The organism is Paenibacillus senegalimassiliensis (genome assembly GCF_001486585.1).
In the GTDB taxonomy this organism is placed as follows: Bacteria; Bacillota; Bacilli; order Paenibacillales; family Paenibacillaceae; genus Fontibacillus; species Fontibacillus senegalimassiliensis.
Map to the genome: position 1 here is coordinate 782,666 of NZ_LN909045.1, position 26,425 is coordinate 809,090.

A 26,425-nucleotide genomic window follows, 5' to 3' on the forward strand; every position below is an offset into this window, starting at 1 on the left:
TTATAGGGAAAAACTCCCGTTAAACCGCTTAAATTCGCCACAAAGCGGGTTTTATAGTGATTTTCTCCTGCTAATCTTGATGGAATCGTCTATTGCTGGGAAAAATCCCAAAATTAACAGGAGAATTTCCCGTTAGTGGTGGGTTCAATTCGTTTACGAATGGTTGTGACCCTGTTTTAGACAAAAAAACCTTCAACTGCACGATCCTGATCAACATGGTCACGATCCAGCGAAGTTGAAGGTTTTTTTTGATAGGTGCTTATTTTCGGATAAAGTTTGTATTCCCAAGGAGATCAATGATGGCTTGAGCACTTTGCATAGGACGATACCCGGCGATGTGGTTGATTACCTCTTGCCGTGAACGTACAACTTCATCATAATTCTCAGTCAGGCGCTTAATCCAAACGGTGATATCATCGAGTGAGTTGATGGGTGTTCCCCAGCCTTGCTGCGTGAAGTAGTGAGAATTCTCCTCCTCTTGTCCTGGAAGCGGCTTGTGGAACAGCATGGGAATTCCCTTGGCCAAACCTTCGGAGCAGGTCATGCCGCCGGGCTTGGTAATCAACAGATCGGAGGCTTCCATCAGCTTATCGATTTCTTTCGTAAATCCGAGAAGATGGATATTCGGATGATCATAGCGGGGGTCCTTCTTCATCTTCTCCAACGACTTCTCATTGTTGCCGAAGCAAAAGATAAGCTGGATCTGTTCCCGGTACGAGGCGAGTAAGGAATAAACAGCCTCATCCTTCATAAATCCCCAACCTCCGCCCATCACAAGCACTGTGGGCATATTGCCAAGCGCAAGCTGCTGGCGGATATCCTCCTTCCGGTGCCGCTCCCAAAAATTCGGGTGTACGGGAATGCCGGTGATGAGAATCTTGTTTCTTTCGACGCCCCGCTCCAGTAATTTCTGCTTCACTTGATCGGTCGAGACCAGATAGCAGTTAACCTCGCGGCTTACCCATGCCCCATGCACGTCATAATCTGTGATGACAGTGGAAAGCGGGACATTCAGCATGCCAATTCTCTTCAAACGTGAGATTACCGCACTCGGGATCGGGTGAGTGCAAACGATAACGTCAGGATGCAGTTGACGAATAATCTGAATGGTACGGGTATAAAAAATCCGATGAAGAGCAAGTGTCGTCAATCGGTTCAAGGATTTCTTGTAATTGCTGCGATACATCATACGAATCAGCCGAGGTTGCGAGGACACCGTCTTCTTGTAGGCGGTAATGATGAGTGGCGCCACTCTAGGATTCAAAAAACTGCCCAACTCCAGCACTTTCGTTTGTACATTCGGCGCGAGCTTTCGCAAACTGCTGGAGAGCGCGTAGGCCGCTTGCGTATGACCGGCTCCAAACCCCTCGGATAAAAGCAAGACTCTTTGTTTTTGCACTGGTTTCACCTTTTCCTGCAAGGTTTTCCTATTGTCTACAATATCCCCTTTAGCTCCACAATGCAACCGTGCCAAGCGCCACAGAAGAGCCGATGACAGCCCCGGCTAAGGTATCGGATGGGTAATGCAAACCCAGGTAAATACGGGAAATTGCCACTAGCAGAGACAAGGGCATTAAGGCCAGAATCAGTCCGGGAGCAGCGGCCATGAAGGGCACGGTCACCGAAAAGATTGCCGTTGTGTGGCCGGACGGGAACGAATGGTCGGTTAGCGGATTACGAAAGGTGTTCGTGCCGGGCAAGGCCAAATAAGGACGTACACGCGGGTAGATTTTCTTAACCAAGGCCACCGGAATGTGGCTGGCCGCCAGCGCAACGCAGGACTGCAGACCGATTTTGCTCCATGGCTGCGGCGCCGCGATCCAGATTAATAAGGAGGAAACGATCGTAAACCATGCTCCACCCAGATGAGTTAAATGATAAAGCCAAAAATTCAAAAAACTGCGATGCAAGCGACCATTAATTCCTACAAAAAGCTTTCGGTCGAGTTGTTGTAACTTATGAAATAAACGAATCATGAAATCCCTCCGCATGATGTTTGACCGCGTGTTGCGGCCTGAAGTGCCTTGCAGCACACCTCTCAAAATCGCTGCCCATCTAAAGTAGCATGGCATTTTCAGGTTAGACTTATCATATTTTTAATCCATGGCCTTTTCAAGGACGTTTTTTCGTATTGGGGGCCACAGGGGCAGAAAATGAGCTTCTTTTTACAATAGGCTGATTCAAATGATAACAAAAAAGTTTAAAGAAGATGGTGCGGAATTGTAAACTTTTTGCCGGGAAGCTTCGTCTGTATACATGTCATGCCGATGAAAACCTTGCCGATCATGAAAAAAAACAGAAAAAAGAAATAAAAAATGCCAAAAGTGATGAAAATAAGATGTAACCGTCCCTGAATGCAGCAAGTAGGGGCCCTGTGTGTCCTAATTGACTAACTTCAAGGTATTTGGGCTGCGAAGGGGCCAGAGTCGTTTTGACAAAAGACGTGAAGTCATGGAAAATCGTAATGGTTTACTTCAACAGAGCAAGGCAATAAAAAACAGAGAGAAAGACGAACCAAAAGAAAAAACAAGGGTCATGACAACAAAACAAACTCCAAACAAAGAGAGAACACAACAACAAAAGGGGTTAAAAGGGGGCAAGAAATCATGTTGGGAGTCTTTTTGATCGCACTTCAGGTCGTGCTAGCAGTGATCGGGGTATATCAATTCGGCTTGGCTTTATTCGGCATGTACAGGAACAAACACAAGGAGCAATTTGCTCCGCGTAAATCATTTGCCGTGCTGGTAGCGGCGCATAACGAGGAAAAAGTAGTTGGGGCTCTAATGGAAAATCTGAAGCATCTCAACTATCCGAAAGAATTGTACGACGTTTTTGTCATTTGCGATAATTGCACAGACAATACGGCAAGCATTGTCCGTAGTCACGGAATGAACGCCTGCGTGCGCAGCAACCCGAACTTGCGTGGGAAGGGCTACGCTATTGAATGGATGCTGAAAGAGCTCTGGAAGATGCCACGGCAATATGATGCCGTAGTCATGTTCGACGCCGATAATCTGGCACATCCGGATTTCTTGCGTGAGATGAACAATGATCTCTGCAGCGGTGCTCGGGTGATTCAGGGCTATATCGATACGAAGAATCCTGAGGATTCATGGATTACCGCTTCTTATGGTATTTCCTACTGGTACTGCAACCGTTTGTGGCAATTGTCCCGGACGAATCTCAAGATGGCCAATTTCCTGGGCGGTACGGGCATGTGCTTCGAAACCGAACTGTTAAAGGAAATGGGTTGGGGTGCAACCAGCCTGGTTGAAGATTTGGAGTTTACAATGCGTTGCGTTGAGCGCGGGGTTTACCCGGTCTTCAATTATGATGCTAAATTGTTTGATGAAAAGCCGCTCACGTTCAAGGCATCTGCTCGTCAGCGTTTGCGCTGGATGCAAGGGCACTTTACGGTTGCCCGCCGTTATTTCTTCCCGTTGCTCTGGAAGAGCATCAAGGAACGGAATATGGTGAAGCTGGATATGGCTTTGTACGGTGCCAATGTGTATGTGGTGCTGCTAACCTTCCTGCTGACGGCCTTTATCTGGGTTGATCAGGCCTTGCTGAACGGTCCGCACTTTGACACGCTTTACGGCTACTTGCCGCTATGGGTTTCTTTTGTGGCGATATTGGCTAATGTATTTATTTTCTTGGCAGCCATGGTGCTGGAGAAGGTTACGTTCAAGAAGGTATATGCTTACCTGATCTTGTTCCCGGTGTACCTGATCTCATGGTGGCCAATTACGTTCTATGCTTTCTTCACTCAGAACAACAAACAATGGAGTCACACGCAACATACGCGGGTGGTCCGCCTGGAAGAAGTGCAAAGCAAACAAGGATAATTGCTGCTTGACGGACTATTCTTGAATGTGATATAGTATCTAAGGTTACAAGAACGACTTTGATACTTGGATTGCAAGTAGAGGCCCTGGCTTCTCACCTGATCGACTTTATGTCGGCTGGTTTTGATCCGTTGATTTGTGAATGGTATGTTCATGAAGATTAACGATCAATGAGGGATGCAGGCAAATGTCTGTATCCCTTTTTTAGTGTGTAAGCCCGGTCACGGTAGATTTAACACTATTTGGAGGTGGAGAATTATCAGTAAGGAACACATGATCAATGACGAGATTCGTGCGAAAGAAGTCCGTCTGGTGGGTGCCGAAGGCGAGCAAATCGGTATTACGCCTCTGCGCGAAGCGCTGCAGATGGCAATTGACCTGAATCTGGATCTGGTGAACGTTGCGCCAACTGCCAAACCCCCGGTTTGCCGGATTATGGACTATGGCAAGTTCCGTTATGAGCAGCAGAAGAAAGAGAAGGAAGCCCGTAAGAATCAGAAGATCGTGGACATCAAGGAAGTATGGTTTCGTGCCAATATCGAGGAACATGATTACCAGACCAAACTTCGTAATGTGGTCAAGTTTTTGAAAGAAGGCGACAAGGTGAAATGCTCAGTTCGCTTCCGCGGGCGGGAAATTACCCATGCTGATATCGGGAAGAAGATTCTCGATCGCGTAAGAGAAGAAGTTACTGAGATTTCTGCTGTTGAGCGCTTTCCGAAGTTGGAAGGCCGCAGTATGATCATGATTTTAGCACCGAAAAACTAACGTTTGTTTTCTATATATAGTGAAGAAAGCGGCGTTCACAAACTTTGAGGGGGAAGTACAATGCCTAAAATGAAAACCCACAGCAGCCTGAAAGGCCGCTTTAAAATTACCGGAACTGGTAAAGTAAGACGTTACAAAGCGAACCGCAATCACTTGCTGTCCCATAAGTCGAAACGTGGTAAACGTGTTTTGGCCAACAGCCCTGTTGCTTACGCCGGTGACGTTAGCCGTATGAAGCAACAACTGGCAAACCTGAAATAATTAAAAACAGACAAATAAACACAATTACCTGGGAGGTTTTATAAATGGCAAGAGTTAAAGGCGGATTCGTCGTTCGTCGTCGTCATAAAAAAGTATTGAAATTGGCTAAAGGTTACTTCGGTTCCAAACACCGTATCTTCAAAACAGCAAATGAGCAAGTGATGAAATCCTTGCTTTACGCTTATCGCGATCGTCGAACGAAGAAACGTGATTTCCGCAGATTGTGGATCGTGCGTATTAACGCTGCGGCTCGCATGAACGGTTTGTCTTACAGCAAGCTGATGCATGGTTTGAAGCTGGCTGAAGTGAACATCAACCGCAAAATGCTGGCAGATCTTGCTGTAAATGATCTGAACGCATTTAATTCCTTGGCTGCTGTTGCAAAGGAAAAGATTAACGCTTAAGAAGAGATGTTAATCAAGGCGCTGTCTCCGGTAAGACACCGGGGCGGCGCTTTTTTTGAGAGTGAATGGAAAAAACAGGCTTTGCTTGCTTGGTAATTGATGGTGTTCTGGCATGGAAATGCAGGGAATTTGGAACACTATAGGCAAGAAGTCGGCACTAGACTTAGCAAACAAAATCGAAGTTCACATGAAGCGAACATTGAATGATATTTTTGTCGTAAGAAAGCGCTTTAAAATGAATAAACCCGAAAATTATTTGACCAAGGGTTGTTAAAGGTATGGATTTTAGCACATTTTGAAGGTATAATCTGTCTGTGTGGTGAAACCTAGACAGGCCACAATATTTTAAGGGGGATATAATCGCAATGAACAAAGCCTTTAAACTATCTTTACTTATGGTGCTGGCACTCACTTTGGTTCTGGCGGGATGCGGCAACAATGCAGCAAACAACGGTGGAGCGGCCAATACCGGGAACACAGGTAATGCCGACAATACGCAAGCAGGCAACGGCGGGGACACCGCGTCTGATGCATCCAAGTTTAAAATCGGTCTCGTAACCGACGTAGGCGGCGTAAACGACAAATCCTTCAACGAATCTGCATGGGAAGCTCTTGAAGCAATGAACCAAGAGCAAGGGATTCAACATCAGTACCTGCAAAGTAATCAAAGCTCGGACTATGTTCCGAACCTTAACCAATTTGTGCAAGGCGGCTACGACCTGACTTGGTCTATCGGTTTTGATCTCGGGGATGCCACTAAACAAGTAGCTGATGCTAACCCGAACTCCAAGCTGGCAATCATCGACAGCGTGGTTGAAGCCCCTAACGTAGAATCTGTTACCTTTTCCGAGAACGAAGGTTCATTCCTCGTTGGTGTTGTAGCAGGTCTGACTACAAAGACGAACAAAATCGGTTTTATCGGCGGGATGGAAAGTCCAGTTATCAAACGCTTTGAAGTTGGTTTCCAAGCTGGTGTAGCTGCTGTGAACCCGGATGCCGAAGTGAAGATTACCTATGCCGGTGCTTATGACAAGCCGGATATCGGTAAGTCCCTGGCTGGTCAATTGTTTGACTACGGCGCGGATATCGTATTCCCTGCGGCAGGACAAACGGGTAATGGCGTATTTAACGAAGCAACAGCGCGCAACAGTGCCGGTGGAGCAAATAAAATGTGGGTTATCGGCGTGGACAAGGACCAATCCATTGAGTTTGGCGATGAAGTAACGCTGACTTCCATGATTAAACGTGTAGACGTAGCCGTTAAGAACGTGACTCAACAAGTAATCGACGGCACTTTTGAAGGTGGTAAAGTTACAACGTTGACGCTGAAAGAAGATGGCGTTGGCTTGCCAGAAGAAAATCCGAACGTAAGCCAGGAGATTCTGGATAAAGTAGAAGAGTACAAGCAAAAAATCATCAGCGGCGAAATTACGGTTCCTGCTGAGTAATGAAGGATAGCAGGTGCTAACTTAAGCCTGCGTCGAAAGTAGAATACAGGTTTCAAGCAGGCAAGGCCAGTGGATCAACTGGCCTTGTTGCTTGCGTTAATCCCAATATGGTGAGGGTGATTTCATGAGTGCTGAGGCTCCGGTAGTCGAGTTAAAGCAAATCACAAAGCGTTTTCCAGGTGTAATCGCAAACGACTCTATTAGTCTGGCTCTGCGCAAAGGGGAGATTCATGCCCTGCTCGGCGAGAATGGTGCGGGCAAATCAACGCTGATGAACATTCTGTTTGGCCTCTATCAACCGGATGAAGGTTTGATTGAGATGAATGGCAAGCCGGTGACCATTGATAACCCCAATAAAGCAATCAAGCTTGGAATTGGGATGGTTCACCAGCATTTCAAGCTGGTACAGCCTTTTACGGTGACCGAAAATATTATTCTTGGTATGGAACCCAAAAAAGGTCTTAATATCGACTATAAATCCGCGTCTGCCCAAGTGGCTAAATTGTCGGAGCAATACGGTCTTCAAGTGAATGCGAACGCTAAAATCCAGGATATTTCTGTCGGGATGCAGCAACGGGTCGAGATCATGAAGATTCTGTTCCGCGGCGCGGATGTACTTATATTTGACGAGCCTACCGCTGTGCTTACGCCGCAAGAGATTCAGGAGCTCATGGAAATCATGAAGCGATTGGTTGCAGAGGGTAAGTCAATCATACTGATTACCCACAAGCTGAAGGAGATCATGGACATTTCTGACCGCGTGACGATTATTCGTCGTGGGAAGGTAATTGATACGGTGGATACAGACAAGACTAACCCGCAGGAACTGGCAGAGAAGATGGTTGGTCGGGACGTCTCTTTCAAAGTGGACAAGCAAGAACCGCAGATCGGACAGCCTGTATTGCAACTAAGCCAGGTAACGCTTAAGGGCAAACATGGTATATCTGTTCTGAACGGGCTGAATTTAGACGTGAAGGCTGGCGAAATTGTTGGTATAGCTGGTGTGGATGGGAATGGTCAAAGTGAATTAATCGAGGCCATAACCGGGCTGCGTAAAATCGATTCCGGCTCCATTCAGCTTGGGGGCAAGGAAATCGCTAATTTGCCTGCGCGAAAAATCATCGAAAATGGACTCTCGCATATTCCTGAGGACCGTCATAAGCACGGGCTAGTACTGGATTTTTCGGTGAGCGAAAATATGGTCTTGGAGACATATTACAAGGAACCCTACAGCAAACGTGGCTTCCTGGATCACAAGACGATTGACGAGCATGCCAAGGCGCTGGTGGAGGCTTTCGACGTTCGTACGCCAAGTGTCGAGACAAAGGCACGTTCCTTGTCTGGCGGGAATCAGCAAAAGGCGATTATTGCGCGGGAAATAGATAAAAATCCGGATCTGCTCATTGCTGCACAGCCAACGCGAGGTCTGGATGTGGGAGCCATTGAATTTGTTCATAAGCAATTAATTGAGCAGCGCGATCAAGGGAAAGCGGTATTGCTCGTTTCCTTTGAATTGGATGAAATTATGAATGTATCGGATCGCATCGCAGTCATTTACGAGGGGCGTATTGTGGGCGAGGTGCTTCCACAGGAAACCAACGATCAGGAGCTTGGCTTGATGATGTCGGGAAGCCTGGAACGGGGAGGTCATAGCGTTGGATAGATTACGCAAAATATTCACTATGGACAGCCTGGTTTTGCCACTGGTGGCCATCATTCTAGGTTTGCTCGTCGGTGCGGTAGTTATGCTGGTTGGCGGCTATAATCCGCTGACAGCTTATGGTGCGCTGATTCAGAGGGTTATTGGAAATCCCTATGACTTCGGGGAAACGATTCGTCAGATAACACCGCTGATCTTTACTGGCCTAGCTGTTGCTTTTGCTTTCCGTTCCGGTATGTTTAATATCGGTGCTGACGGTCAGGTATTGATTGGCATGACCTCGGCTACGGCTGTATCGCTATCCTTGTCGAGCCTTCCATCGGCAGTGGTTGTACCCTTGGCTGTTATCGCAGGGGGGCTGGGAGGTGGCTTATGGGCGGCCATAGCAGGTTATCTGAAGGCTAAACGGGGTATCAACGAGGTTATTACTACAATCATGCTTAACTGGACGGCGTTGTACTTATCGAATTATGTTATTCGTCATTTCTTCCTGCTGAAGGGGCAGAATCGTTCCGAGAATATCGAGGCTTCTGCAGCTATGACATTTTTGAACGACATATTTAACAATGCGCGAATCCATTGGGGAACAGTGGTCGCGCTCTTGGCTGCGGCATTCTTTTTTATCTATCTTTGGAAGACCAAGCAGGGTTACGAAATGCGGTCTGTAGGCTTGAATCCGAATGCTGCTGAATATGCCGGTATGAATGTGGGCCGTAATGTGGTCAAAGCCATGTTCATCAGTGGAGTGTTCGCTGGACTGGCCGGCACCTTTGAGGTGCTTGGAGTGTTCCACTATCAATCTGTCTTTGCCGCTTCGCCAGGCTATGGCTTTGACGGCATCGCCGTGGCGCTGCTGGGTATGAATCATCCCTTCGGCGTGGTGCTAGGCGCCATTCTATATGGTGTGCTGACCTATGGCGCTGCTGGTATGAGCTTTGGCGCCGGGGTTCCCCCGGAAATAATCAAAATTGTCATCGGCTCAATTATATTCTTCATTGCGGCTCAAGGCATCGTCAAACTCATAGTGAAGCCTTTGGTTCTGAAGCGCAAGAAAGAGAAGGTGTTGTAACATGGATGTGCTAACACTACTTGGTCAATTACTTAATTCGACCCTGGTTTTCTCGACGGCTCTGATCTTCACGGCCCTTGGGGGAATTTTCTCGGAGCGCTCAGGCGTAGTTAACATCGGGCTGGAAGGCTTGATGATCTTTGGTGCATTCGCTGCTGGGGTAGGTACTTATTATGCCCAAGAGGCGGGCATGGGGGCGTTTGCTCCATGGATAGGGGTACTGGCTGCCGTCATTATGGGGGGGCTAGGCGCGCTTATCCATGCAGTAGCTACGATTACGTTCAAAGCGGATCAAACGATCAGCGGGATTGTCATCAATTTCCTCGCTGCCGGATTGACCGTTTATATTGTGAAACTTCTGTTCGACGGCTCTGCAGAAACGCCGCTGATCAATGTATTTCACAAGGTTCCGATTCCATTCCTTCGCGACATTCCGATTATCGGTGAGGGTTTGTTCAATGCTTATCCGACGACCTATCTGGCCTTGATTCTCGTGGTTGTCATTTACTTCGTCTTGTTCAAGACTCCGTTTGGGCTGCGGCTGCGTTCTGTCGGTGAACATCCAAGTGCGGCAGACACGCTGGGAGTTAACGTCACGAAGATGCGTTATATCGGCGTGCTGCTCAGTGGTATGCTGGGTGGTATCGGTGGTGCAACCATTACGTTGACCACTACCAGTACCTTTGCGCATAATACCATTTCCGGGCAAGGTTTTATTGCCATCGCGGCTATGATCTTCGGTAAATGGAATCCCCTGGGTGCCTTTGGTGCTGCAGTATTCTTCGGGTTCTCTCAGGCGATCCGCAACTACGTGCAATTGTTCGAATGGTCCAGAAGCATTCCGCAGGAATTCATCTTCATGATTCCTTATGTACTGACCATTATCGTACTTGTGGGAGCGGTAGGACGCTCTTCCGCACCATCAGCATTGGGGACTCCGTACGATCCAAGCAAACGATAATAGCATTTAATCCAGAGGGTTCCGTCTTTTGACGGAGCCTTTTTGGCATGGGCGAAACCGGGAGAGGCAAGCCCGAATTAGCCTGGCAGAGGCGATGGTGCAAGCACAGGGGGAGATTTGCGAATAGGTTAGGTTGAACACAACATAGTCGGCTGGAATGTTCGGACAGGGATGGATGTTCACGGCTATAGGATGTAACCTGACAGGAGGAGTTTGCGATGGGCAAATCGGTGACAAGAAGAGAAGCCGGGAAATGGCTGGGCAAATCAATCACGGCTTATAAAAAAGATGGTACTGTGGTGACGGGCAAGCTGGTGAAAATCAGCGGAAACCGCTTGATTATTCATCAAGCTCCCGGGAAAAAAGTGAAGACTAAGGCGCTCATTCCCCTCGTTCTATTCGACTTGCTGGCAATCGGTACGGCTCCGGGCTTTGGTGGTGGCTATGGCGGCTACGGTGGCTACGGCGGTGGCCCCTATGGAGGTCCTTATGGCCCCGGCCCCGGTTATGGCGGTTATCCTTACCCCTATTTCTGGTAAATTTTGCTCAAAAACGAGCAGGCAGCGTCTTCTCCAGTTCATAGCATTGAGACGTTTGAATATAGCGCAGCGTTCGGTAGCCCAATTTGCGGTAGAACAGGTGGGCTCGGGGATTACTCCGGTCCACCATGACTTTTGCCCGCTTGCAGCCACGGGACAAGGCAAAGTTCTCGGCGTGGGCCATCAGCGTTTTGCCGATGCGTTGACGCTGATGAGAAGAGGCTACTGCCATCATGTCGATGTACAAGAGTTCGCCATGAATCAAGAAATGAATGAAACCGACCGGGTCAGCCTCATAATAAGGCGAGGAGACGAGTGATACCCCTCGTGACATACGTGTAGGAAGCTCGCGTAGAGCCGCTTCGACTTCATGGGAGGGCATATGAGAGAAGGGGACGAGCTCTTTACCAATCAGATCATAGATAAAAGGATCGTCTTGCTTGGGCCTTCTATAACGAATCATACGCAGTTTCTCCTCCTTGCTGTTCGTGTCTGGGCACTATCCTTTATCATATGTTGGCAAGGAAGGAAAGGGTTCCGCATAAAAAACTTTAATTCATTAGGGTATTGACTCGATGTGTGAACTAATCATATAATGTTCCTAAACATTTTAAGACTATATCATGTATCGGCGATGAAGAGGACGAAGGTTTAGGGGCTCTTTGCTCAGAGAGTGTGTGGAATTGCTGAAACCACCACCAAAATCCCTTAAATGCGAGCTCACCTCGGAGCTGTTTTCCTGAAAGGTCGCGAGCCATTCCGCGGTGGCGCTTGCGCTGAAGGCTTATTAGGGAAAATCGTCAGGTCCGCGTTACGGACCACGAGTAAGGACGGCATACGTCTATACTCGTCAAGGCTCGGCATTGCGAAGTGTCGGGTGAAAATGGGTGGTACCACGAAAGATCAAACCTTTCGTCCCTCGGAATAGGAAACTGTTCCGGCGGACGGAAGGTTTTTTTGATTTTGTTTTTTATTTGCTTTAAATGAGGGTTCAAAAAGTCGGCTTTTCAGCACCGAGAAGGTTGGATGAAGCCAGGGGCTGAGCAGCGGAGCGTACGATTTGGGTACGTGAGCAGCGGAGGACCGGGCTGAATTCAAGATTCGACGTCGAATCGCTCTCTGATGTAACTTCGTGATCAAAAGAGGACTTTTTTGAACTACCTTTGGAAGGAGGATGACTGATGAGCGCGCAAATTCCAGAAATGCGGTCTACAGAACAATTACGTGAGAAATGGATGAAACCGGAAGTCATTTCGGGTTCGGAAATACTACTTCGCAGTTTGCTTTTGGAAGGTGTCGAGTGTGTCTTCGGCTATCCGGGTGGTGCGGTATTGTACATCTACGATGCGCTGTACGGATTCACCGATTTCCATCACCTGCTGACAAGACATGAGCAGGGAGCCATTCATGCAGCAGATGGTTATGCACGGGCCACCGGCAAAGTTGGCGTATGCATCGCTACCTCCGGCCCAGGGGCAACTAACACCGTAACCGGAATAGCTACAGCGTTCATGGATTCGGTACCGCTCGTTGTCATTACAGGCAACGTCGTGTCGAGCTTGATTGGCACGGATGCTTTCCAGGAGGCGGACATTACCGGTATTACAATGCCAATTACAAAGCATAGCTACTTGGTGAGAGATGTAGAGGATCTGCCAAGAGTTATTCATGAAGCGTTCCATATCGCCAATACAGGCCGCAAAGGACCGGTCCTGATCGATATTCCGAAGGACGTATCGGCGAACAAAGCTCGCTTTGAACCGGTGCAATCCGTTAACCTGCGGGGTTACAATCCGACGGTTACCCCTAATCGTCTGCAGCTCGACAAGCTGGCAGCGGCCATTCAGGAAGCGGAGCGGCCGGTAATTATCGCCGGAGGCGGTGTTGTGTATTCCGGCGGACATGAGCAGTTGTTCGAATTCGTGAACAAAACGCAAATTCCGATTACGACAACCTTGCTCGGGTTAGGTGCTTTCCCAAGTGGACATGAGCTATGGATGGGTATGCCGGGAATGCATGGCACTCTTACGGCTAACAAGTCCATTCAGGAAGCGGATTTGTTGATTAACATCGGGGCCCGCTTTGATGACCGGGTAACGGGCAAACTGGATGGGTTCGCTCCGAAGGCGAAGATTGTCCATATTGACATCGATCCCGCTGAAATCGGCAAAAACATTCGTCCGGATATTCCGATTGTTGGCGATGTGAAGACGGTACTGGAACTGCTGAACCCGCTGGTAGCGCGTGCCGATAAGGCAGATGCGTGGAGAGCGCAAATCAGCCAGTCCAAGATCGACAAACCGCTGAAATACAAGGATTCCGACGAAGTGCTTAAGCCACAATGGGTCATTGAACTATTGAATGACACGACAGGCGGAGATGCGATTGTCACCACGGATGTGGGGCAGCATCAAATGTGGGCGGCGCAGTATTACAAGTTCAATAAACCTCGTTCATGGATTACCTCTGGTGGACTTGGCACGATGGGCTTTGGCTTCCCTTCCGCAATCGGTGCTCAAATGGGCTTCCCGGACCGACTGGTCATCTCGATTAACGGTGACGGCGGGATGCAGATGTGTGCTCAGGAACTTGCGATTTGTGCCATCAATAACATTCCGGTCAAGGTAGTTGTCATCAACAACCAGGTGCTGGGGATGGTTCGTCAGTGGCAGGAATTGATCTACAACAATCGTTACAGCCATATAGATCTCGAAGGCAGCCCGGATTTTGTGAAGCTGGCTGAGGCCTATGGTGTTAAAGGTTTGCGTGCTACGAACAAAGAGGATGCGAAGCGCGTCTGGCAGGAGGCGCTCGATACCCCGGGACCTGTGCTGGTAGAATTCGTAGTCAGCAAAGGGGAAAATGTATATCCGATGGTTCCTCAAGGTTCTACCATTGATCAAATGCTGATGGGGGACAGTGAATGATGAGAAGAAACCATGCGATTGCCGTATTAGTCAATGATCAGCCAGGTGTTTTGCAACGTGTAGCGGGCTTGTTTGGCCGCCGCGGCTTCAATATCGAGAGCATTACGGTGGGCCAATCCGAGGAGCAAGGGCTCTCCCGGATGGTCATCGTCACAGAAGGTGACGACAAGACGCTCGAGCAAATCGAGAAGCAGCTATACAAATTGATCGATGTCATTAAAGTCGTGAACTTGAGTTCCCGGCCGATGGTGGCTCGTGAGCTCGCCTTGATCAAGGTGAAGGCCGAGCCGGCCGAACGCCCAGAAATTATGGGGGTTGTGGAGACCTTCCGCGCTGCGGTTGTCGATATTGGAACGGCCAGCATGATCGTACAGGTTGTTGGGGATACGGAGAAGATTGACGCGATGATTGAATTGCTTCAACCTTATGGTATCCGTGAATTGTCAAGAACAGGCGTAACCGCCATGATTCGGGGTAACGCTTGACGTAAGAACAGGTGTATAGTTAATCTATGAGTTCACCGCAGTACGCGGATTATATCCTCCGTCAGGGATGGCTGGTGTTTGAGGGGATCGAAGGTATTAGGATCTTGCTTTATTGCTTCAAGGCGTCGGTCCGTTGAAACACCCGCTCATCACCTGGCGGAGGAACCATACCAAATCAAGGGCACAGCTTGACTGTCCCGCAAATTTTAGGAGGGCACTAGAAATGGCAGTTACTTTGTACTATGAGCAGGATGCAGAACTTAGCGTATTGAAAGGGAAAACGATCGCAATTATCGGTTACGGTAGCCAAGGACATGCCCATGCGCAAAACCTGCGCGAAAGCGGACTGAATGTTATTATCGGTCTGCGTGAAGGTAAATCCTTCAACAAAGCGAAGGAAGATGGGTTTGAGGTATTGCCTGTAGCAGAAGCAACCAAACGTGCAGACTTGGTGCAAATCCTGATGCCGGACGAAACACAAGCTGCAGTTTATAATAGCGAAATTGCTCCTAACCTGAAAAAAGGTGCTGCATTGCTGTTTGCGCACGGCTTCAACGTCCATTTCGGCCAAATCGTTCCTTCTCCGGACAACGACGTATTGCTGGTTGCTCCGAAATCTCCGGGCCATATGGTTCGTCGTACTTACGTAGAGGGCTTTGGTGTACCTGGTCTGATTGCTATCCATCAGGATGCAACGGGCAAAGCGAAGGAAATCGGCTTGGCTTATGCTAAAGGTATCGGCTGTACGCGTGCCGGGGTTATCGAAACCTCGTTCCGTGAAGAAACCGAAACTGACCTGTTTGGCGAACAAGCCGTACTTTGCGGTGGCGTAACTGCCTTGATCAAGGCAGGATTTGAAACGCTGACAGAAGCTGGCTATGCTCCGGAAATGGCTTACTTCGAGTGCTTGCATGAGATGAAGCTGATCGTCGACCTGATCTATGAAGGTGGCATGGCTACTATGCGCGATTCGATCTCCAACACGGCAGAATACGGTGACTATGTAACAGGTCCTCGTATCGTTACGGAAGAAACGAAGAAGGCGATGAAGGAAGTGCTTGCGGATATCCAGCAAGGTAAATTCGCTCGTGACTTTATCCTGGAGAACCAATCCAACCGTGCATTCCTGACGGCTACTCGTCGCAACGAAGCCAACCATCCTATCGAGGTTGTGGGTAAAGAACTGCGCGAATTGATGCACTGGATCAAGAAATAAGTCATAAGCCTTAACAGAACTCCAAGGTGGGCGTGCCCTGAGCACGCGGCCTTGGAGTTTTTTTAATCTGAATGAAATAGCTGAATTCGATGCCGAATGTACTTCCTGATCCGCTTCGTGATCAAAAGATAACTTTTTGAACTACCTTATAGGCAAAACCTATTAGTCTAATAGATACTATATCTTTGTTAATCCTCACATCGTATGATAAAACAGAAGAAGATGATGTTTACGAGAGGGAGCGGTAGGAATGGCAGAAGTAAAAAAAATCGCAATAATTGCGGGCGACGGTATTGGCCCCGAGGTGGTGGCCGAAGCAGAGAAGGTATTGAAGCGTACGGAGGAATTGTTCGGTTATCGCTTTGAAACGGAACATGCCTTGTTCGGCGGCATCGCGATAGACGAGAAGGGGACGCCATTACCGCAAGATACACTTGAGGTGTGTCAGCAAGCGGATGCGGTACTGCTGGGGGCGGTTGGCGGTCCTAAATGGGATAACAACTCGAAGGAGCTGCGTCCCGAGACGGGCTTATTGGGTATTCGCAAAGCGTTGGGATTGTTCTCGAATCTGCGTCCGGCAGTCGTGTTTGATTGTTTGAAGGATGCTTCGACGCTTAAGCCGGAAGTGCTGGAGGGTACGGATCTGATTGTGGTTCGTGAGCTTACAGGAGGCATCTATTTCGGGGAGAAGTACCGCCGCGAGACGGAGTATGGACAAGAAGCGGTAGATACCTGTGCATACAATGTTACCGAGGTTGAACGTATCGTGCGGCAGGCATTTGAGATTGCCGGCAAACGTCGCAAAAAGTTAGCCTCTGTGGACAAAGCGAATGTACTGGAAAGCTCGCGACTATGGAGAGAGGTTGTTAATCGGGTAGCTCCCGAATATCCCGAGGTGGAACTGGAGCATGTGCTCGTAGACAACTGTGCGATGCAATTGCTGCGTCGTCCATCCAGCTTCGATGTTATTGTGACGGAGAACATGTTCGGGGATATTCTGAGCGATGAAGCAGCCATGCTGACGGGTTCAATCGGCATGTTGTCCTCAGCTTCCCTGGGCGAAGGCAGCTTCGGATTGTACGAGCCAGTCCATGGTTCGGCACCAGATATTGCTGGACAGAACCTGGCCAATCCGATTGCCACGATTCTGTCGGTTGCCCTGATGTTCCGTATGACCTTCGGGTATGAAGATGCTGCGGATGCCATTGAAGCGGCTGTAGCCGATGTGCTGGATGCAGGTCATCGTACAGGTGATATCGCAGTGGACAAGAGCAAAGCCATCGGTACTCGTGAGATGGGCGATCTGATTATTGCCGCCATTAAGAAATAAGCAGCAGCGAACAAGGCTGGTTTGACTTTGAAAATAGCCGATGATACCATGTGAGTTGTAGGTTTGCAAAGGAGGTTTTTGAAGTGGCAGAACGTTTGGTTGGAAGACCCGCACCGGATTTTGATATGGCCGTAGTGACTGGGGACGGTAAGGAATTTGGACGCAAGAAGCTGTCCGATTATCGTGGTAAGTGGTTGGTATTTTTCTTCTATCCGCTTGATTTTACCTTTGTATGTCCGACTGAAATTACTGCATTGAGCCAGGCGTACGAAGAATTTCAGAAGCTGAATTGCGAAGTTCTTGGTGCCAGTACGGACTCCGAGCATAGTCATAAAGCATGGATTAATACACCTAGGGACAGTAACGGTCTTGGCCAGTTGAACTTCCCGCTGGCTTCTGACATTACGAAGAGCGTAGCGCGCGATTATGGTATCCTCATTGAAGAGGAAGGTATTGCTCTTCGCGGCTTGTTCATTATTGATCCGGAAGGCGAATTGAAGTATGAAGTAGTTAACCATAACGATGTGGGACGTAGCGTGGATGAGACCCTTCGTGTCTTGCAGGCGCTGCAATCTGGTGGACTATGCGCAATGAACTGGAAGCCAGGCGACAAGAATTTGAACGGATAGCATCAATATTTTAGCAGTACCCCCTGTTTGGGCAATGCCCCCGCAGGGGGTTTTTTGCCCCACTATGCATGGTTTGAGCCCCCTGGCGGAAAAGTAAACATAAATGAGATTTTATTGATTTTCGCAGGAATTTGCAGAGGGCTCCACGAATAAATTATATGACATCCCTGCTTGTGTGCACGAATTGGGGAATGAACCAAACGCGGGAAAGGGTGAAGGGGAATGAGTTTTTGCTGCGGAGCCAGTATGTTGGGAACAAAGGGAACATTGAAACATTATCGTACGCAGGTTCATAATGTGCCCCTTTTATTTTGCCCGGTATGCCATCGGGTTGAGGTTCATTATAAAGTCGAAAATGAATATGAAATTTTGGCGGAGTACGCTCATAGCGATGGCGTTTCCGAGATCGACTTTCAGGATTTCATCATGGAGGACGATGATTCGATCTTCGGTAATTGCGTCAATCGGGAGGATGAAGATCCACTCGTTATCGTACAAAGTCAAATTGATATTTCTCTCGATCTTCTGTCTGTAGCCAAGCAAATTGGCGATGAGAAGTGGGAAGATGAGCTGAAGAAGAGGCTGGCCGTGATGAGCCGCCGCAGAGCCAGACTACAGCATAATAACCGCTAAATCCGCAAAATAGTCTTCCGGGAGGAAGGCTATTTTCTTTTTTTAGGACCAGGGTCGTTCTTTTGCGTTGATCCAACCTTTTTCGACAGTATCTCTGGTTGACGGTATTTGGAAAACTTTACTATGATTGAAGCAGGATGCTCTGGGGGACGGCACAGTCAGCGTTATGGCAAGCAGAATCAATAGATATTGCTAAATATAATATTTATGTGCGCCGGTTAGGGTAAAGTTCTTCTCAGGTAGTGATCGTATGTTGTCGGTAGGCAAGTACATCATTTGTGTAAAGGGGGAACCAACTTGTTGAGTGAATTTCAAGAGACACTGCTCCAGTCCGTCAAAGCATTCCAATCAACCCAACTCGTCAAAAACAAGTATGAAAACGTGCTCCAGCACCTGGACAGCGGTATTATGCTGTTTGATAGCGACGGGGTTCTAACCTTCATCAATGTTCAAATGGCCAAGCTCCTCGAACTACCGCGCCAGTCCCTTATTGGCTGTAACTTGCTGCATATGCTCAGGCATCCGCACCTGAACTCCTTCAAGAAACGCAAAATTATGCGGATTTACCGAGAGACCATTTTTCACCGGAAGAAATATCACGAATTAATTGATGAATACGGGAGGCATTGGTTAATCACGGTTACCTATGGGGATCAGATGGACGGAGATTTCTTACTCAGTGTTAAGGATGTTTCCGACTTTAGAAGAATTGAAGAGGCTGCTTACCAAAATGATAAGATGGCGATGCTGGGCAAAATATCAGCCGCAATCGCCCACGAAATTCGCAACCCGTTAACAGCCATTCGTGGATTCATTCAATTGCTGCGACCGCATCTTATGGAGTTGGGCAAGGATGAATATGCCCGGATTATCTTGACGGAAATCGATCGGGCCAATGATATCATTCATGAATTCCTGAACTCGTCCAAGCCGTCAGCTCCACAGAAATCAGCGGAGAGCGTATCTTCCTTGCTGAAGGAGGTTGTTCTATTAACCGAGAGCGAAGCGGTCATGAAGGGCTGTCAAATGATATTGCATGCCCCTTCACAGGAATTGTTCGTCTCCATTGATGTGAAGCAGATTAAGCAAGTGCTGCTGAATATTATCAAGAATGCGATGGACGCTATTGCTGAAGTGGAAGGCGAACATCAGGGAGTTATCGATGTGGGAGCAGAAATGGATGGGAAATTCGTGAAAATCTCCATCCAGGATAACGGCAACGGAATGGATAAGGGGATGCTTGTTCGCCTCTTTGACCCATTCTTCACTACGAAGGAAAAAGGGACAGGCCTGGGGCTATCGGTGAGCTATCGCATTATCCGTAACCATAGAGGGACGATATCTGTAGACAGCCTGAAGGGTGCCGGAACCATCTTTGTCATTTCTCTGCCGGTAGTATAGTAATGAAGCAAAAGGGATCCAATTGAAAAGGCGCCTTGCTCCGCCGTTTGTGGCTGTGGAGTAAGGCGCCTTTATGGGTTAGATTAGGGGGCTAACGTGATGTATAACTGTCCGGCAACGCCTTTGCTTAAGGCCAGCCGGGAGCCCTTGACGTTAACAATCAAGTTGCCGCCGGTTTCACTGACTACTGTAATGGATGCTCCAGGTACGATACCCAGGCCCTCAAGAAACTTACGGGTAGCCTCAGAGGCTTTACAGTCGCGGATGATAGCTTCCTGGCCTGGAGGCAGCATCGTTAGTGGCATATCATGGGTTCCTCCTTGATTTAAGGGCGGTGAGTTGAAGCTTCAGAGCGCTTCTTCGGCTCGCAGCAGGAGCTGAATTGCTCGCAGGAGCCGCTACACCCGGCGCACCCTCCGCCTGATTTCTGACGCTTGATATAGCGATATACGGTGAAGCCGATAATTCCGGCCAAGATAGCAACGATCAGGTAATCGATCATGAATATTCCTCCTTAAATAAGGATACGTATGGATTCAGGCAATGCCGATTCCCAGCAGATGCCCGACTTGATAAACCAGCATGGATATGACCCAGGCAAGCCCGCATTGATAGGCCACCGTGAACAAAGTCCATTTCCAGGAGCCCAGTTCTTTCTTGGCTGTGGAGATCGCCGCCACGCAAGGGGCATACAGCAAGACGAACACCATAACCGAGAAGGCGGCCAGCGGCGTGAAGTGTGCTTGCAAAGCTGTACCCAAAGCGGTGGTAAGCTCTTCGGTTCCCGTATTAATGTAGAGAATTCCAAGCGTACTGACAACGGCCTCTTTGGCGATCAGGCCCGTTAGCAAAGCAGCTCCAATCTGCCAATGAACGACCGTCGAATCCTTCACAAAGCCAAAGCCATTCCAGCTAAACATTGGAGCAATCACTTTGCCGATGGCGCCAAATATACTTTGGGAAGCATCATCCACCATTTGAAAAGAGAAGTTGAAGCTTTGCAAGAACCAGATGACGACGGTCATGGATAGCAGAATGGTTCCGACCTTGATGATATATCCCTTGGCCTTTTCCCAGGTATGAGATACCGTCGATTTCAGCGTAGGAATACGGTAAGGTGGAAGTTCCATTACAAATGGAGCAGACTCACCACGCATTACAGTCCGGTTGAGCAGCAGACAAGACAGCATGGCCATTATAATTCCCAGGAAATATATGCTGAAGACTACAAGTCCCTGATGAGCGGCAAAAAAGGCTCCGGCAAATACGGCATATACAGGAATTCGTGCGCTGCAGGACATGAACGGCATCAAGGTGATTGATAAGCGGCGGCTTCGCTCATCCTCTAGCGTACGCGTAGCCATAATGGCGGGAACTGCGCAGCCATAGCCCATTAACAGGGGCACAAAGGCTTTGCCAGAAAGGCCGAAATGGCGGAAGATCCGGTCCATGACGAACGCTACTCTGGACATATAACCGATGTCCTCCAGAATGGATAGACACAAGAAGAGTATAACGATTTGAGGGAGGAAGGAGAGGACGTTGCCGACGCCTGTAATGACTCCTCCCACTACAAGCCCTTGAATGACCCCAGAGGCCCCGGCCCATTCGAGGAAGCGGGCTGCTGCATCTGGCAGAACTTCGGTCACGAGGGCTCCGAAGGGATCAACGATCAACGCACCGATAGAACCCACGGCCATTTCGAAGATCAGATACATAATGGCGAAGAAGATGGGGAGTCCCAATACACGATGAGTTACAATTTTATCTACTTTGTCGGAGAAGGAGAGCTGGCCTGGCTGGGCCCCTTTCTTGACATGACGGGAGATGGCATCACTGATGTACTGGTAACGCAAATCCGCAATCAAGGTTTCTAGCTCGCCATTCGCTGCTCGTTCAGCTTCATTAACGATGTGGTCAATCGAGGACTCCAGAGCAGCAGGGAGCTTGAGTGTTGGCTTGATCTTCTCGTCCTTCTCCAGCAGCTTGATAGCATGGAACAAGGTATTCTCGTATCCACCTGCCTTCAATGCCTCGCTGATCTCCATCATCGCCCCATATAACTTCGTATTCTTGAGCGGGCCCTCAGGAGCAGTCCGGGATTGATGATGGAAGGCGACGGCCTTCTCCAGTAATTCCTTAATACCCTGGTGCTTGGTGGCCACAATCGGAACAATTGGAACCCCCAGGCGTTGTTCTAGTCCTGCAATGTCGATCTGGTCTCCGCGAAGCTCCACTTCATCCATCATATTGAGCGCAATGATGCTGGGAATTCCTAATTCCAGCAGTTGTGTCGTCAAATATAAGTTGCGCTCGATGTTGGTGGCATCAACAATGTTAATGATGACGTCAGGCTGGTCGTTAGCCAAAAAATCCCGGGCAACAATCTCTTCGGCAGTATAAGGGGAAAGAGAGTAGATTCCGGGCAAGTCGATAATTACGATATTTTCTTGGCTCTTCTTGCATCTTCCCTCGCGTCGTTCCACTGTGACACCAGGCCAGTTGCCAACGTGGGCATTGTTGCCTGTCAAATGATTGAAGAGGGTTGTCTTGCCGCTATTGGGGTTGCCCGCTAATGCAAACCGGTAGGCCATCGTTCTTCATCCTTCATTTATAAATTTACTTTCTCTACTGTGATTTGTTCTGCTTCTGATTTGCGTATGCTCAAGTCGTAGCCGCGGATATGGATTTCCAGCGGATCGCCAAGGGGAGCGACTTTCTTCATTATAATTGTGGCTCCGGGAGTAATTCCCATATCCATTAGCCTGCGCCGGAGAGGACCGCTGGCTCCGATGCCTTTGATAATGCCACTTTCTTTAGGTTTTAACTCTTTCAAGGATACAATCATCCGGGTAACCTCCAAAATACCAGTGTAAACTTAATTGAGAATCAATCTCAATTAGACCCAAATGTAATATATCACGCAGTTTGAAGCCGTACTGTGAACAAAATCATATCGAGAACGGCTTTACTTTTAGAAGCAGCATCAAGTAAGATGAATAGTAAAACCAAGACGGAGAGGAACATGCAGGGATGAAGGCCAATCAATGCAAGATTGTAGACTGCACCATACGAGATGGTGGTTTGGTGAACAACTGGGATTTCAGCGTCGAATTTGTCCAAAAATTGTACGCCGGGTTAAATGAAGCAGGCGTGGACTATATGGAAATCGGCTATAAAAACTCCCCCAAATTGTTAAAGGGAGCCGATGAGGCAGGACCTTGGCGGTTCCTGAACGATGATTTTCTGCGTAAAGTCATTCCGCAAAAGGGAACAACCAAGCTGTCTGCGCTGGTAGATATCGGCCGCGTAGACGAGAGTGATATTTTACCGCGTAGCGAAAGCCTGCTCGATTTGATTCGGGTAGCTTGTTACATTAAAGATGTGGATAAGGCGCTGCAATTGGTTCAGTTATTCCATGACCGCGGTTATGAAACGACAATCAACATCATGGCACTTTCTAACGTAATGGAGAATGAACTGCTGGAAGCCTTTGAGATGATTAAGCAAAGCGTCGTTGACGTCGTTTATATCGTCGATTCTTATGGCAGCCTTGACTATAAAGACATGCAATATCTGGTGAACAAATTCAAGACTCATCTGCCAGACAAGCGGCTAGGGGTGCATACGCACAACAACATGCAACTGGCGTTCTCCAATACGCTGGTGGCGGCTGATCTTGGCGTTGAACTGCTGGATGCATCCGTTTACGGTATGGGACGCGCGGCGGGTAACTGCCCTACAGAGCTTCTGGTCACGCATTTGAAGAATACAAATTATAACTTGCGTCCGGTACTCAGCGTACTGGAGGAACTGCTAATTCCACTTCGGGAGAAGGAAGAATGGGGTTACTTGATTCCTTATATGATTACGGGCACGCTTGACGAGCATCCACGCTCGGCGATGGCGCTGCGGGCTTCGGACGACAAGGACAAAGCCGTTGATTTCTATGACAAGCTGACGACTCCGGAAACGACCGTTATTCGCGCTAAAAAATAAGCAGGGCGGGTGGTATTCCAACCCGCGCAAGAGTCTTCATTCCCCGGTAATGGTGTGGGGATGAAGACTCTTTTTTAATGCTTTTATTTAAAGCGGCTGGAAAAGTTGTCCTTTTTCTCGACAAAGTTAGATGGGAAGGCAGGAAAAGAGAGGAAAATGTTGAATTAATAGCATTAGGTACTTTCAGTGCATCGCACGTAACCTACCTTTGGAGGATGATAGACATGAGGATGGGGACAGAAGAGAAAGCGACAATCATCCAAGGGATTATTGGTTTGGCGGCGATGATTGCGATTATTCGTTTGTCGTCTGCAATAACCTGGCCTGAATCGGCCCGATGGCCTGTTCTGATTGGTTTGCTCCTGCTGTACTTTGCGGCAGGATTAGTAGTGTGGCTGCGCCAACGTCAGCAGGGACTGCGTTCCCCGGCTAGGTTGACGCTTATTCGTGCGTTGGTGTTTATGTCTATGGGGCATTTATTGCTGATCCTGCCACAGGAAGAGGGTTATGGGTTGGCTCAAGCGGCCGGGCAGTGTTATATGTTTATCTCCTATTATATTGTATTAATGGGTGCGTATCGCCTGACAGTAGAGGAACCCCTGCGTGGCCAACAACAGGTCGAAGCGCAGATGAAGCACATGGCTTACTATGATGACTTAACCGGACTGCCCAATCTGCGGCAGATGAGAGAGAAGCTTAGCGAGTCATTGGGAATGCCTCATACTTCAACAGGGGTAGGGGTGATTCATATTGATCGGTTCAAGGCGATTAACGACTCGTTGGGCTATGGAGCAGGGGACAAGCTGCTGACCGAACTTGGCAGCCGTTTGGCAGCGCTATGCCAAGGAAGAGAGCAGGTCTATAGAATGAGTGAGGCCGAGTTTGCGGTCTTACTGCCCGATATGCCGGATATTGATGCGCTTGAAGGCCGGGCGAAGCAGTTAATTCATGCTATAGATCCAGAAGTGCTGATTGATGATACCGAGTATCATATCACCTTAAGTATGGGCTTGTCCGTCTACCCGGATGATGGGAACTCCGTTAATCAGATGATTCAATATGCCGATATGGCAGTGCATCAAGCCAAAGAGCAAGGTCATGATTTTATGCGATATAACGCGGCTATGAAGCAACGCACCCAACTGCGAGTAGAACTGGAGAACGACATGAGGAAGGCGCTGGAACGCGAAGAATTTTTCTTGGAGTTTCAACCGCAAGTCAACCTGGACACGGGGAAAATGGTCGGTATCGAAGCGCTCGTTCGTTGGAATCATCCCAAGCGGGGGTTGCTCCCACCTAATGAGTTCATACCGCTGGCTGAGGATAGTGGCCTGATCGTCCCGCTCGGCGAGTGGGTGTTGAAAACGGCTTGCAGCTACAACAAGCAATGGCAGTTGGAGGGATATGAGCCGATTTGCGTATCTGTCAATTTGTCGATGCGGCAGTTCCGGCAATATAATTTGGCTGAGCGGGTGGGGACAATTATACGCGAGGTTGGTCTGGAACCGCGGTACCTGGAGCTGGAAGTCACGGAGAGCATGACGTATGATATCGCCACGGCGTTAGAGCAATTAAACGCTTTGAAGAAGCTGGGAATACATATTAGCATTGACGATTTTGGTACGGGCTACAGTTCACTATATTATTTGAAGAGCTTGCCCATCGACCGCTTGAAGATTGATCGTGCTTTTGTTCGGGAGGTTATGTATGATGGCAATGATGCGGCGATCGTATCCACGATTGCCACGATGGCCCATCACTTGAAGCTTAAGGTTACTGCCGAAGGTGTAGAGAACGAGGAACAGCTTGAATTTCTGAAGTTGCAGAAATGTCACGACGCCCAGGGCTACTTATTCAGCAGACCAGTATCCGCAGGAGTGTTGGAACGGGAGTTTCTGATTCGGTTGGTTAGCTAATGTAATTTGGACGGTGGATTTGCGTACATGCGCAGGTCCACCGTATTTTTAATAGTAGTTATAAGAAAATGCCCCTTGTGAGAACAAGGGGCATTTCTACGAATAAGACGAAAGCGGGTGATGGGAATCGAACCCACGCTACCAGCTTGGAAGGCTGGAGTTCTACCATTGAACTACACCCGCAACATATAATGGTCGGGATGACACGATTTGAACATGCGACCCCCTGGTCCCAAACCAGGTGCTCTACCAAGCTGAGCTACATCCCGAAAGCAAAAAAATTAGCGAAGACAAAACATAATATACCATTTCCCAGAATGAGATGCAAGAACTTTTTCATGGATGAATGTTCTTCACTCGGCCAACCTGCCCGTCCTGCAGACGGACCTTGATTCCGTGGGGATGCTTGGGGGAGTTAGTCAAGATATCCTTGACGATACCGCGGGTTAGCTTACCAGTCGGCTGATCCTGTTTTAATACAATATCCACGGTCAAGCCGGGAGCAATATTTTTGCGTTCGTTGCCGTTCATTGTTGAGAACTCCTTTAATTTAAAATGTGGGTCCATCAAGGATAACATATTTAGGCCGCAGCTTGCCAATGCCGTGAGCTTTAGCTTATAATAGCAGGGTGAAAGCCGCATATGGGTCGGCTGAGGTGCTCTGAGACAGATAGAGCCATAGTGATATACATGCAATGATGGAGAAGAGTAAGCAATAGCCTCCTGACAGGGAAGAGACGCCAGTGATTGAGAGCGCCTCTAAGGGTAGACGGCTTTGCCGAAGTTCACTCCGGAGCAGTTCCTTGAACCGCTGATTACAGGACGCTTGTCGGCCTAATTACAAAAGCGCAGTAGAGGATACCGGCTGCGAGCCGTTATCTCGTCAGAGTGAAAGCAGCATTTGCTGTGCAGTCCATAGAGGCCGCGCATGCAA

At 48.5% G+C, this 26,425-nt stretch carries 27 protein-coding genes and 2 tRNA genes; 19 read left to right on the forward strand and 10 right to left on the reverse strand.

Features of this window, described 5'->3' with window-relative positions; genetic code table 11:
* Positions 1–259: 259 nt before the first annotated feature.
* Positions 260–1,399 carry an MGDG synthase family glycosyltransferase gene (locus BN3279_RS13490; RefSeq protein ID WP_089153469.1) on the reverse strand — a complete coding sequence of 380 codons (1,140 nt, stop codon included), beginning with the start codon at positions 1,397–1,399 and terminating at the stop codon, positions 260–262.
* A gap of 49 nt (positions 1,400–1,448) precedes the next feature.
* On the reverse strand, positions 1,449–1,976 hold the full coding sequence (locus tag BN3279_RS13495) for a phosphatase PAP2 family protein (RefSeq protein WP_059051607.1): 528 nt from the start codon (positions 1,974–1,976) through the stop codon (positions 1,449–1,451).
* Between the two features lie 475 nt (positions 1,977–2,451).
* Here BN3279_RS13495 and BN3279_RS13500 point away from each other — a divergent pair, with 475 nt between their 5' ends.
* The 10 genes from BN3279_RS13500 to BN3279_RS13545 all read left to right on the forward strand — a co-directional run bounded on the left by BN3279_RS13500 (position 2,452) and on the right by BN3279_RS13545 (position 10,955).
* The gene (locus BN3279_RS13500; RefSeq protein WP_157686456.1) at positions 2,452–2,625 is read left to right on the forward strand and encodes a hypothetical protein; all 174 of its coding nucleotides are present in this window, start codon (positions 2,452–2,454) and stop codon (positions 2,623–2,625) included.
* Complete coding sequence (locus BN3279_RS13505) at positions 2,607–3,845, forward strand: glycosyltransferase family 2 protein (protein WP_059051611.1); 1,239 nt, start codon at positions 2,607–2,609, stop codon at positions 3,843–3,845. The genes BN3279_RS13500 and BN3279_RS13505 overlap by 19 nt, the downstream gene beginning before the upstream one ends.
* 273 nt (positions 3,846–4,118) lie before the next feature.
* A complete protein-coding gene (gene infC / locus BN3279_RS13510) occupies positions 4,119–4,613 on the forward strand; it encodes a translation initiation factor IF-3 (RefSeq protein WP_059051613.1) in 495 nt (164 codons plus the stop codon).
* Between the two features lie 60 nt (positions 4,614–4,673).
* Positions 4,674–4,874: a 50S ribosomal protein L35 gene (rpmI, locus tag BN3279_RS13515; RefSeq protein WP_018753037.1), complete on the forward strand. Its 201-nt coding sequence runs from the start codon at positions 4,674–4,676 to the stop codon at positions 4,872–4,874.
* Positions 4,875–4,918: 44 nt separating this feature from the next.
* Positions 4,919–5,278 carry a 50S ribosomal protein L20 gene (rplT, locus tag BN3279_RS13520; protein ID WP_059051615.1) on the forward strand — a complete coding sequence of 120 codons (360 nt, stop codon included), beginning with the start codon at positions 4,919–4,921 and terminating at the stop codon, positions 5,276–5,278.
* A gap of 365 nt (positions 5,279–5,643) precedes the next feature.
* Positions 5,644–6,726 (forward strand): BMP family lipoprotein, encoded by a 1,083-nt coding sequence (locus BN3279_RS13525; protein WP_059051617.1) that lies wholly within the window; start codon positions 5,644–5,646, stop codon positions 6,724–6,726.
* Between the two features lie 124 nt (positions 6,727–6,850).
* Positions 6,851–8,389, forward strand: a complete 1,539-nt coding sequence (locus BN3279_RS13530) for an ABC transporter ATP-binding protein (protein WP_059051619.1) — start codon at positions 6,851–6,853, stop codon at positions 8,387–8,389.
* A complete protein-coding gene (locus BN3279_RS13535) occupies positions 8,382–9,455 on the forward strand; it encodes an ABC transporter permease (RefSeq protein ID WP_059051621.1) in 1,074 nt (357 codons plus the stop codon). The genes BN3279_RS13530 and BN3279_RS13535 overlap by 8 nt, the downstream gene beginning before the upstream one ends.
* A 1-nt stretch (position 9,456) precedes the next feature.
* Complete coding sequence (locus tag BN3279_RS13540) at positions 9,457–10,416, forward strand: ABC transporter permease (RefSeq protein ID WP_059051622.1); 960 nt, start codon at positions 9,457–9,459, stop codon at positions 10,414–10,416.
* A gap of 218 nt (positions 10,417–10,634) precedes the next feature.
* Positions 10,635–10,955: a hypothetical protein gene (locus tag BN3279_RS13545; RefSeq protein WP_059051624.1), complete on the forward strand. Its 321-nt coding sequence runs from the start codon at positions 10,635–10,637 to the stop codon at positions 10,953–10,955.
* Positions 10,956–10,962: 7 nt separating this feature from the next.
* On the opposite strand, the gene BN3279_RS13550 is transcribed toward BN3279_RS13545, so the two are convergent.
* Positions 10,963–11,418, reverse strand: a complete 456-nt coding sequence (locus BN3279_RS13550; protein ID WP_059051626.1) for a GNAT family N-acetyltransferase — start codon at positions 11,416–11,418, stop codon at positions 10,963–10,965.
* A 718-nt stretch (positions 11,419–12,136) separates the two neighbouring features.
* Between BN3279_RS13550 and ilvB the strand changes: the two genes are divergently transcribed.
* The 7 genes from ilvB to BN3279_RS13585 all read left to right on the forward strand — a co-directional run bounded on the left by ilvB (position 12,137) and on the right by BN3279_RS13585 (position 19,576).
* Positions 12,137–13,882 carry a biosynthetic-type acetolactate synthase large subunit gene (gene ilvB / locus BN3279_RS13555; RefSeq protein WP_059051628.1) on the forward strand — a complete coding sequence of 582 codons (1,746 nt, stop codon included), beginning with the start codon at positions 12,137–12,139 and terminating at the stop codon, positions 13,880–13,882.
* On the forward strand, positions 13,882–14,367 hold the full coding sequence (ilvN, locus tag BN3279_RS13560; protein WP_059051832.1) for an acetolactate synthase small subunit: 486 nt from the start codon (positions 13,882–13,884) through the stop codon (positions 14,365–14,367). The genes ilvB and ilvN overlap by 1 nt, the downstream gene beginning before the upstream one ends.
* A gap of 223 nt (positions 14,368–14,590) precedes the next feature.
* Positions 14,591–15,583 (forward strand): ketol-acid reductoisomerase, encoded by a 993-nt coding sequence (gene ilvC / locus BN3279_RS13565; RefSeq protein WP_059051629.1) that lies wholly within the window; start codon positions 14,591–14,593, stop codon positions 15,581–15,583.
* Positions 15,584–15,833: 250 nt separating this feature from the next.
* A complete protein-coding gene (gene leuB / locus BN3279_RS13570) occupies positions 15,834–16,913 on the forward strand; it encodes a 3-isopropylmalate dehydrogenase (protein ID WP_059051632.1) in 1,080 nt (359 codons plus the stop codon).
* Between the two features lie 83 nt (positions 16,914–16,996).
* On the forward strand, positions 16,997–17,542 hold the full coding sequence (locus BN3279_RS13575; RefSeq protein ID WP_059051634.1) for a peroxiredoxin: 546 nt from the start codon (positions 16,997–16,999) through the stop codon (positions 17,540–17,542).
* 222 nt (positions 17,543–17,764) lie between these two features.
* Positions 17,765–18,175, forward strand: coding sequence for a hypothetical protein (locus BN3279_RS13580; protein ID WP_059051636.1), 411 nt, complete (start codon positions 17,765–17,767; stop codon positions 18,173–18,175).
* Positions 18,176–18,472: 297 nt separating this feature from the next.
* On the forward strand, positions 18,473–19,576 hold the full coding sequence (locus BN3279_RS13585) for an ATP-binding protein (RefSeq protein ID WP_059051638.1): 1,104 nt from the start codon (positions 18,473–18,475) through the stop codon (positions 19,574–19,576).
* Positions 19,577–19,659: 83 nt separating this feature from the next.
* On the opposite strand, the gene BN3279_RS13590 is transcribed toward BN3279_RS13585, so the two are convergent.
* The 4 genes from BN3279_RS13590 to BN3279_RS13600 are packed head-to-tail and all read right to left on the reverse strand — an operon-like array spanning position 19,660 to position 22,424.
* A complete protein-coding gene (locus BN3279_RS13590; RefSeq protein ID WP_059051640.1) occupies positions 19,660–19,881 on the reverse strand; it encodes a FeoA family protein in 222 nt (73 codons plus the stop codon).
* Positions 19,882–19,901: 20 nt separating this feature from the next.
* Positions 19,902–20,078 (reverse strand): FeoB-associated Cys-rich membrane protein, encoded by a 177-nt coding sequence (locus BN3279_RS23440; RefSeq protein ID WP_082673071.1) that lies wholly within the window; start codon positions 20,076–20,078, stop codon positions 19,902–19,904.
* Positions 20,079–20,112: 34 nt separating this feature from the next.
* Positions 20,113–22,170, reverse strand: coding sequence for a ferrous iron transport protein B (feoB, locus tag BN3279_RS13595; RefSeq protein ID WP_059051642.1), 2,058 nt, complete (start codon positions 22,168–22,170; stop codon positions 20,113–20,115).
* A gap of 17 nt (positions 22,171–22,187) precedes the next feature.
* Complete coding sequence (locus tag BN3279_RS13600; RefSeq protein WP_059051644.1) at positions 22,188–22,424, reverse strand: FeoA family protein; 237 nt, start codon at positions 22,422–22,424, stop codon at positions 22,188–22,190.
* Positions 22,425–22,609: 185 nt separating this feature from the next.
* Here BN3279_RS13600 and BN3279_RS13605 point away from each other — a divergent pair, with 185 nt between their 5' ends.
* Both BN3279_RS13605 and BN3279_RS13610 read left to right on the forward strand, forming a co-directional pair.
* Positions 22,610–23,575 carry an aldolase catalytic domain-containing protein gene (locus tag BN3279_RS13605; RefSeq protein ID WP_059051646.1) on the forward strand — a complete coding sequence of 322 codons (966 nt, stop codon included), beginning with the start codon at positions 22,610–22,612 and terminating at the stop codon, positions 23,573–23,575.
* Between the two features lie 224 nt (positions 23,576–23,799).
* Positions 23,800–25,491, forward strand: coding sequence for a putative bifunctional diguanylate cyclase/phosphodiesterase (locus BN3279_RS13610; protein ID WP_059051648.1), 1,692 nt, complete (start codon positions 23,800–23,802; stop codon positions 25,489–25,491).
* A 112-nt stretch (positions 25,492–25,603) separates the two neighbouring features.
* On the opposite strand, the gene BN3279_RS13615 is transcribed toward BN3279_RS13610, so the two are convergent.
* The 3 genes from BN3279_RS13615 to BN3279_RS13625 all read right to left on the reverse strand — a co-directional run bounded on the left by BN3279_RS13615 (position 25,604) and on the right by BN3279_RS13625 (position 26,022).
* Positions 25,604–25,674 (reverse strand) — tRNA-Gly (locus tag BN3279_RS13615).
* 9 nt (positions 25,675–25,683) lie between these two features.
* Positions 25,684–25,760 (reverse strand) — tRNA-Pro (locus BN3279_RS13620).
* A gap of 67 nt (positions 25,761–25,827) precedes the next feature.
* Complete coding sequence (locus BN3279_RS13625; RefSeq protein WP_059051651.1) at positions 25,828–26,022, reverse strand: YwbE family protein; 195 nt, start codon at positions 26,020–26,022, stop codon at positions 25,828–25,830.
* Between the last annotated feature and the right edge of the window lie 403 nt (positions 26,023–26,425).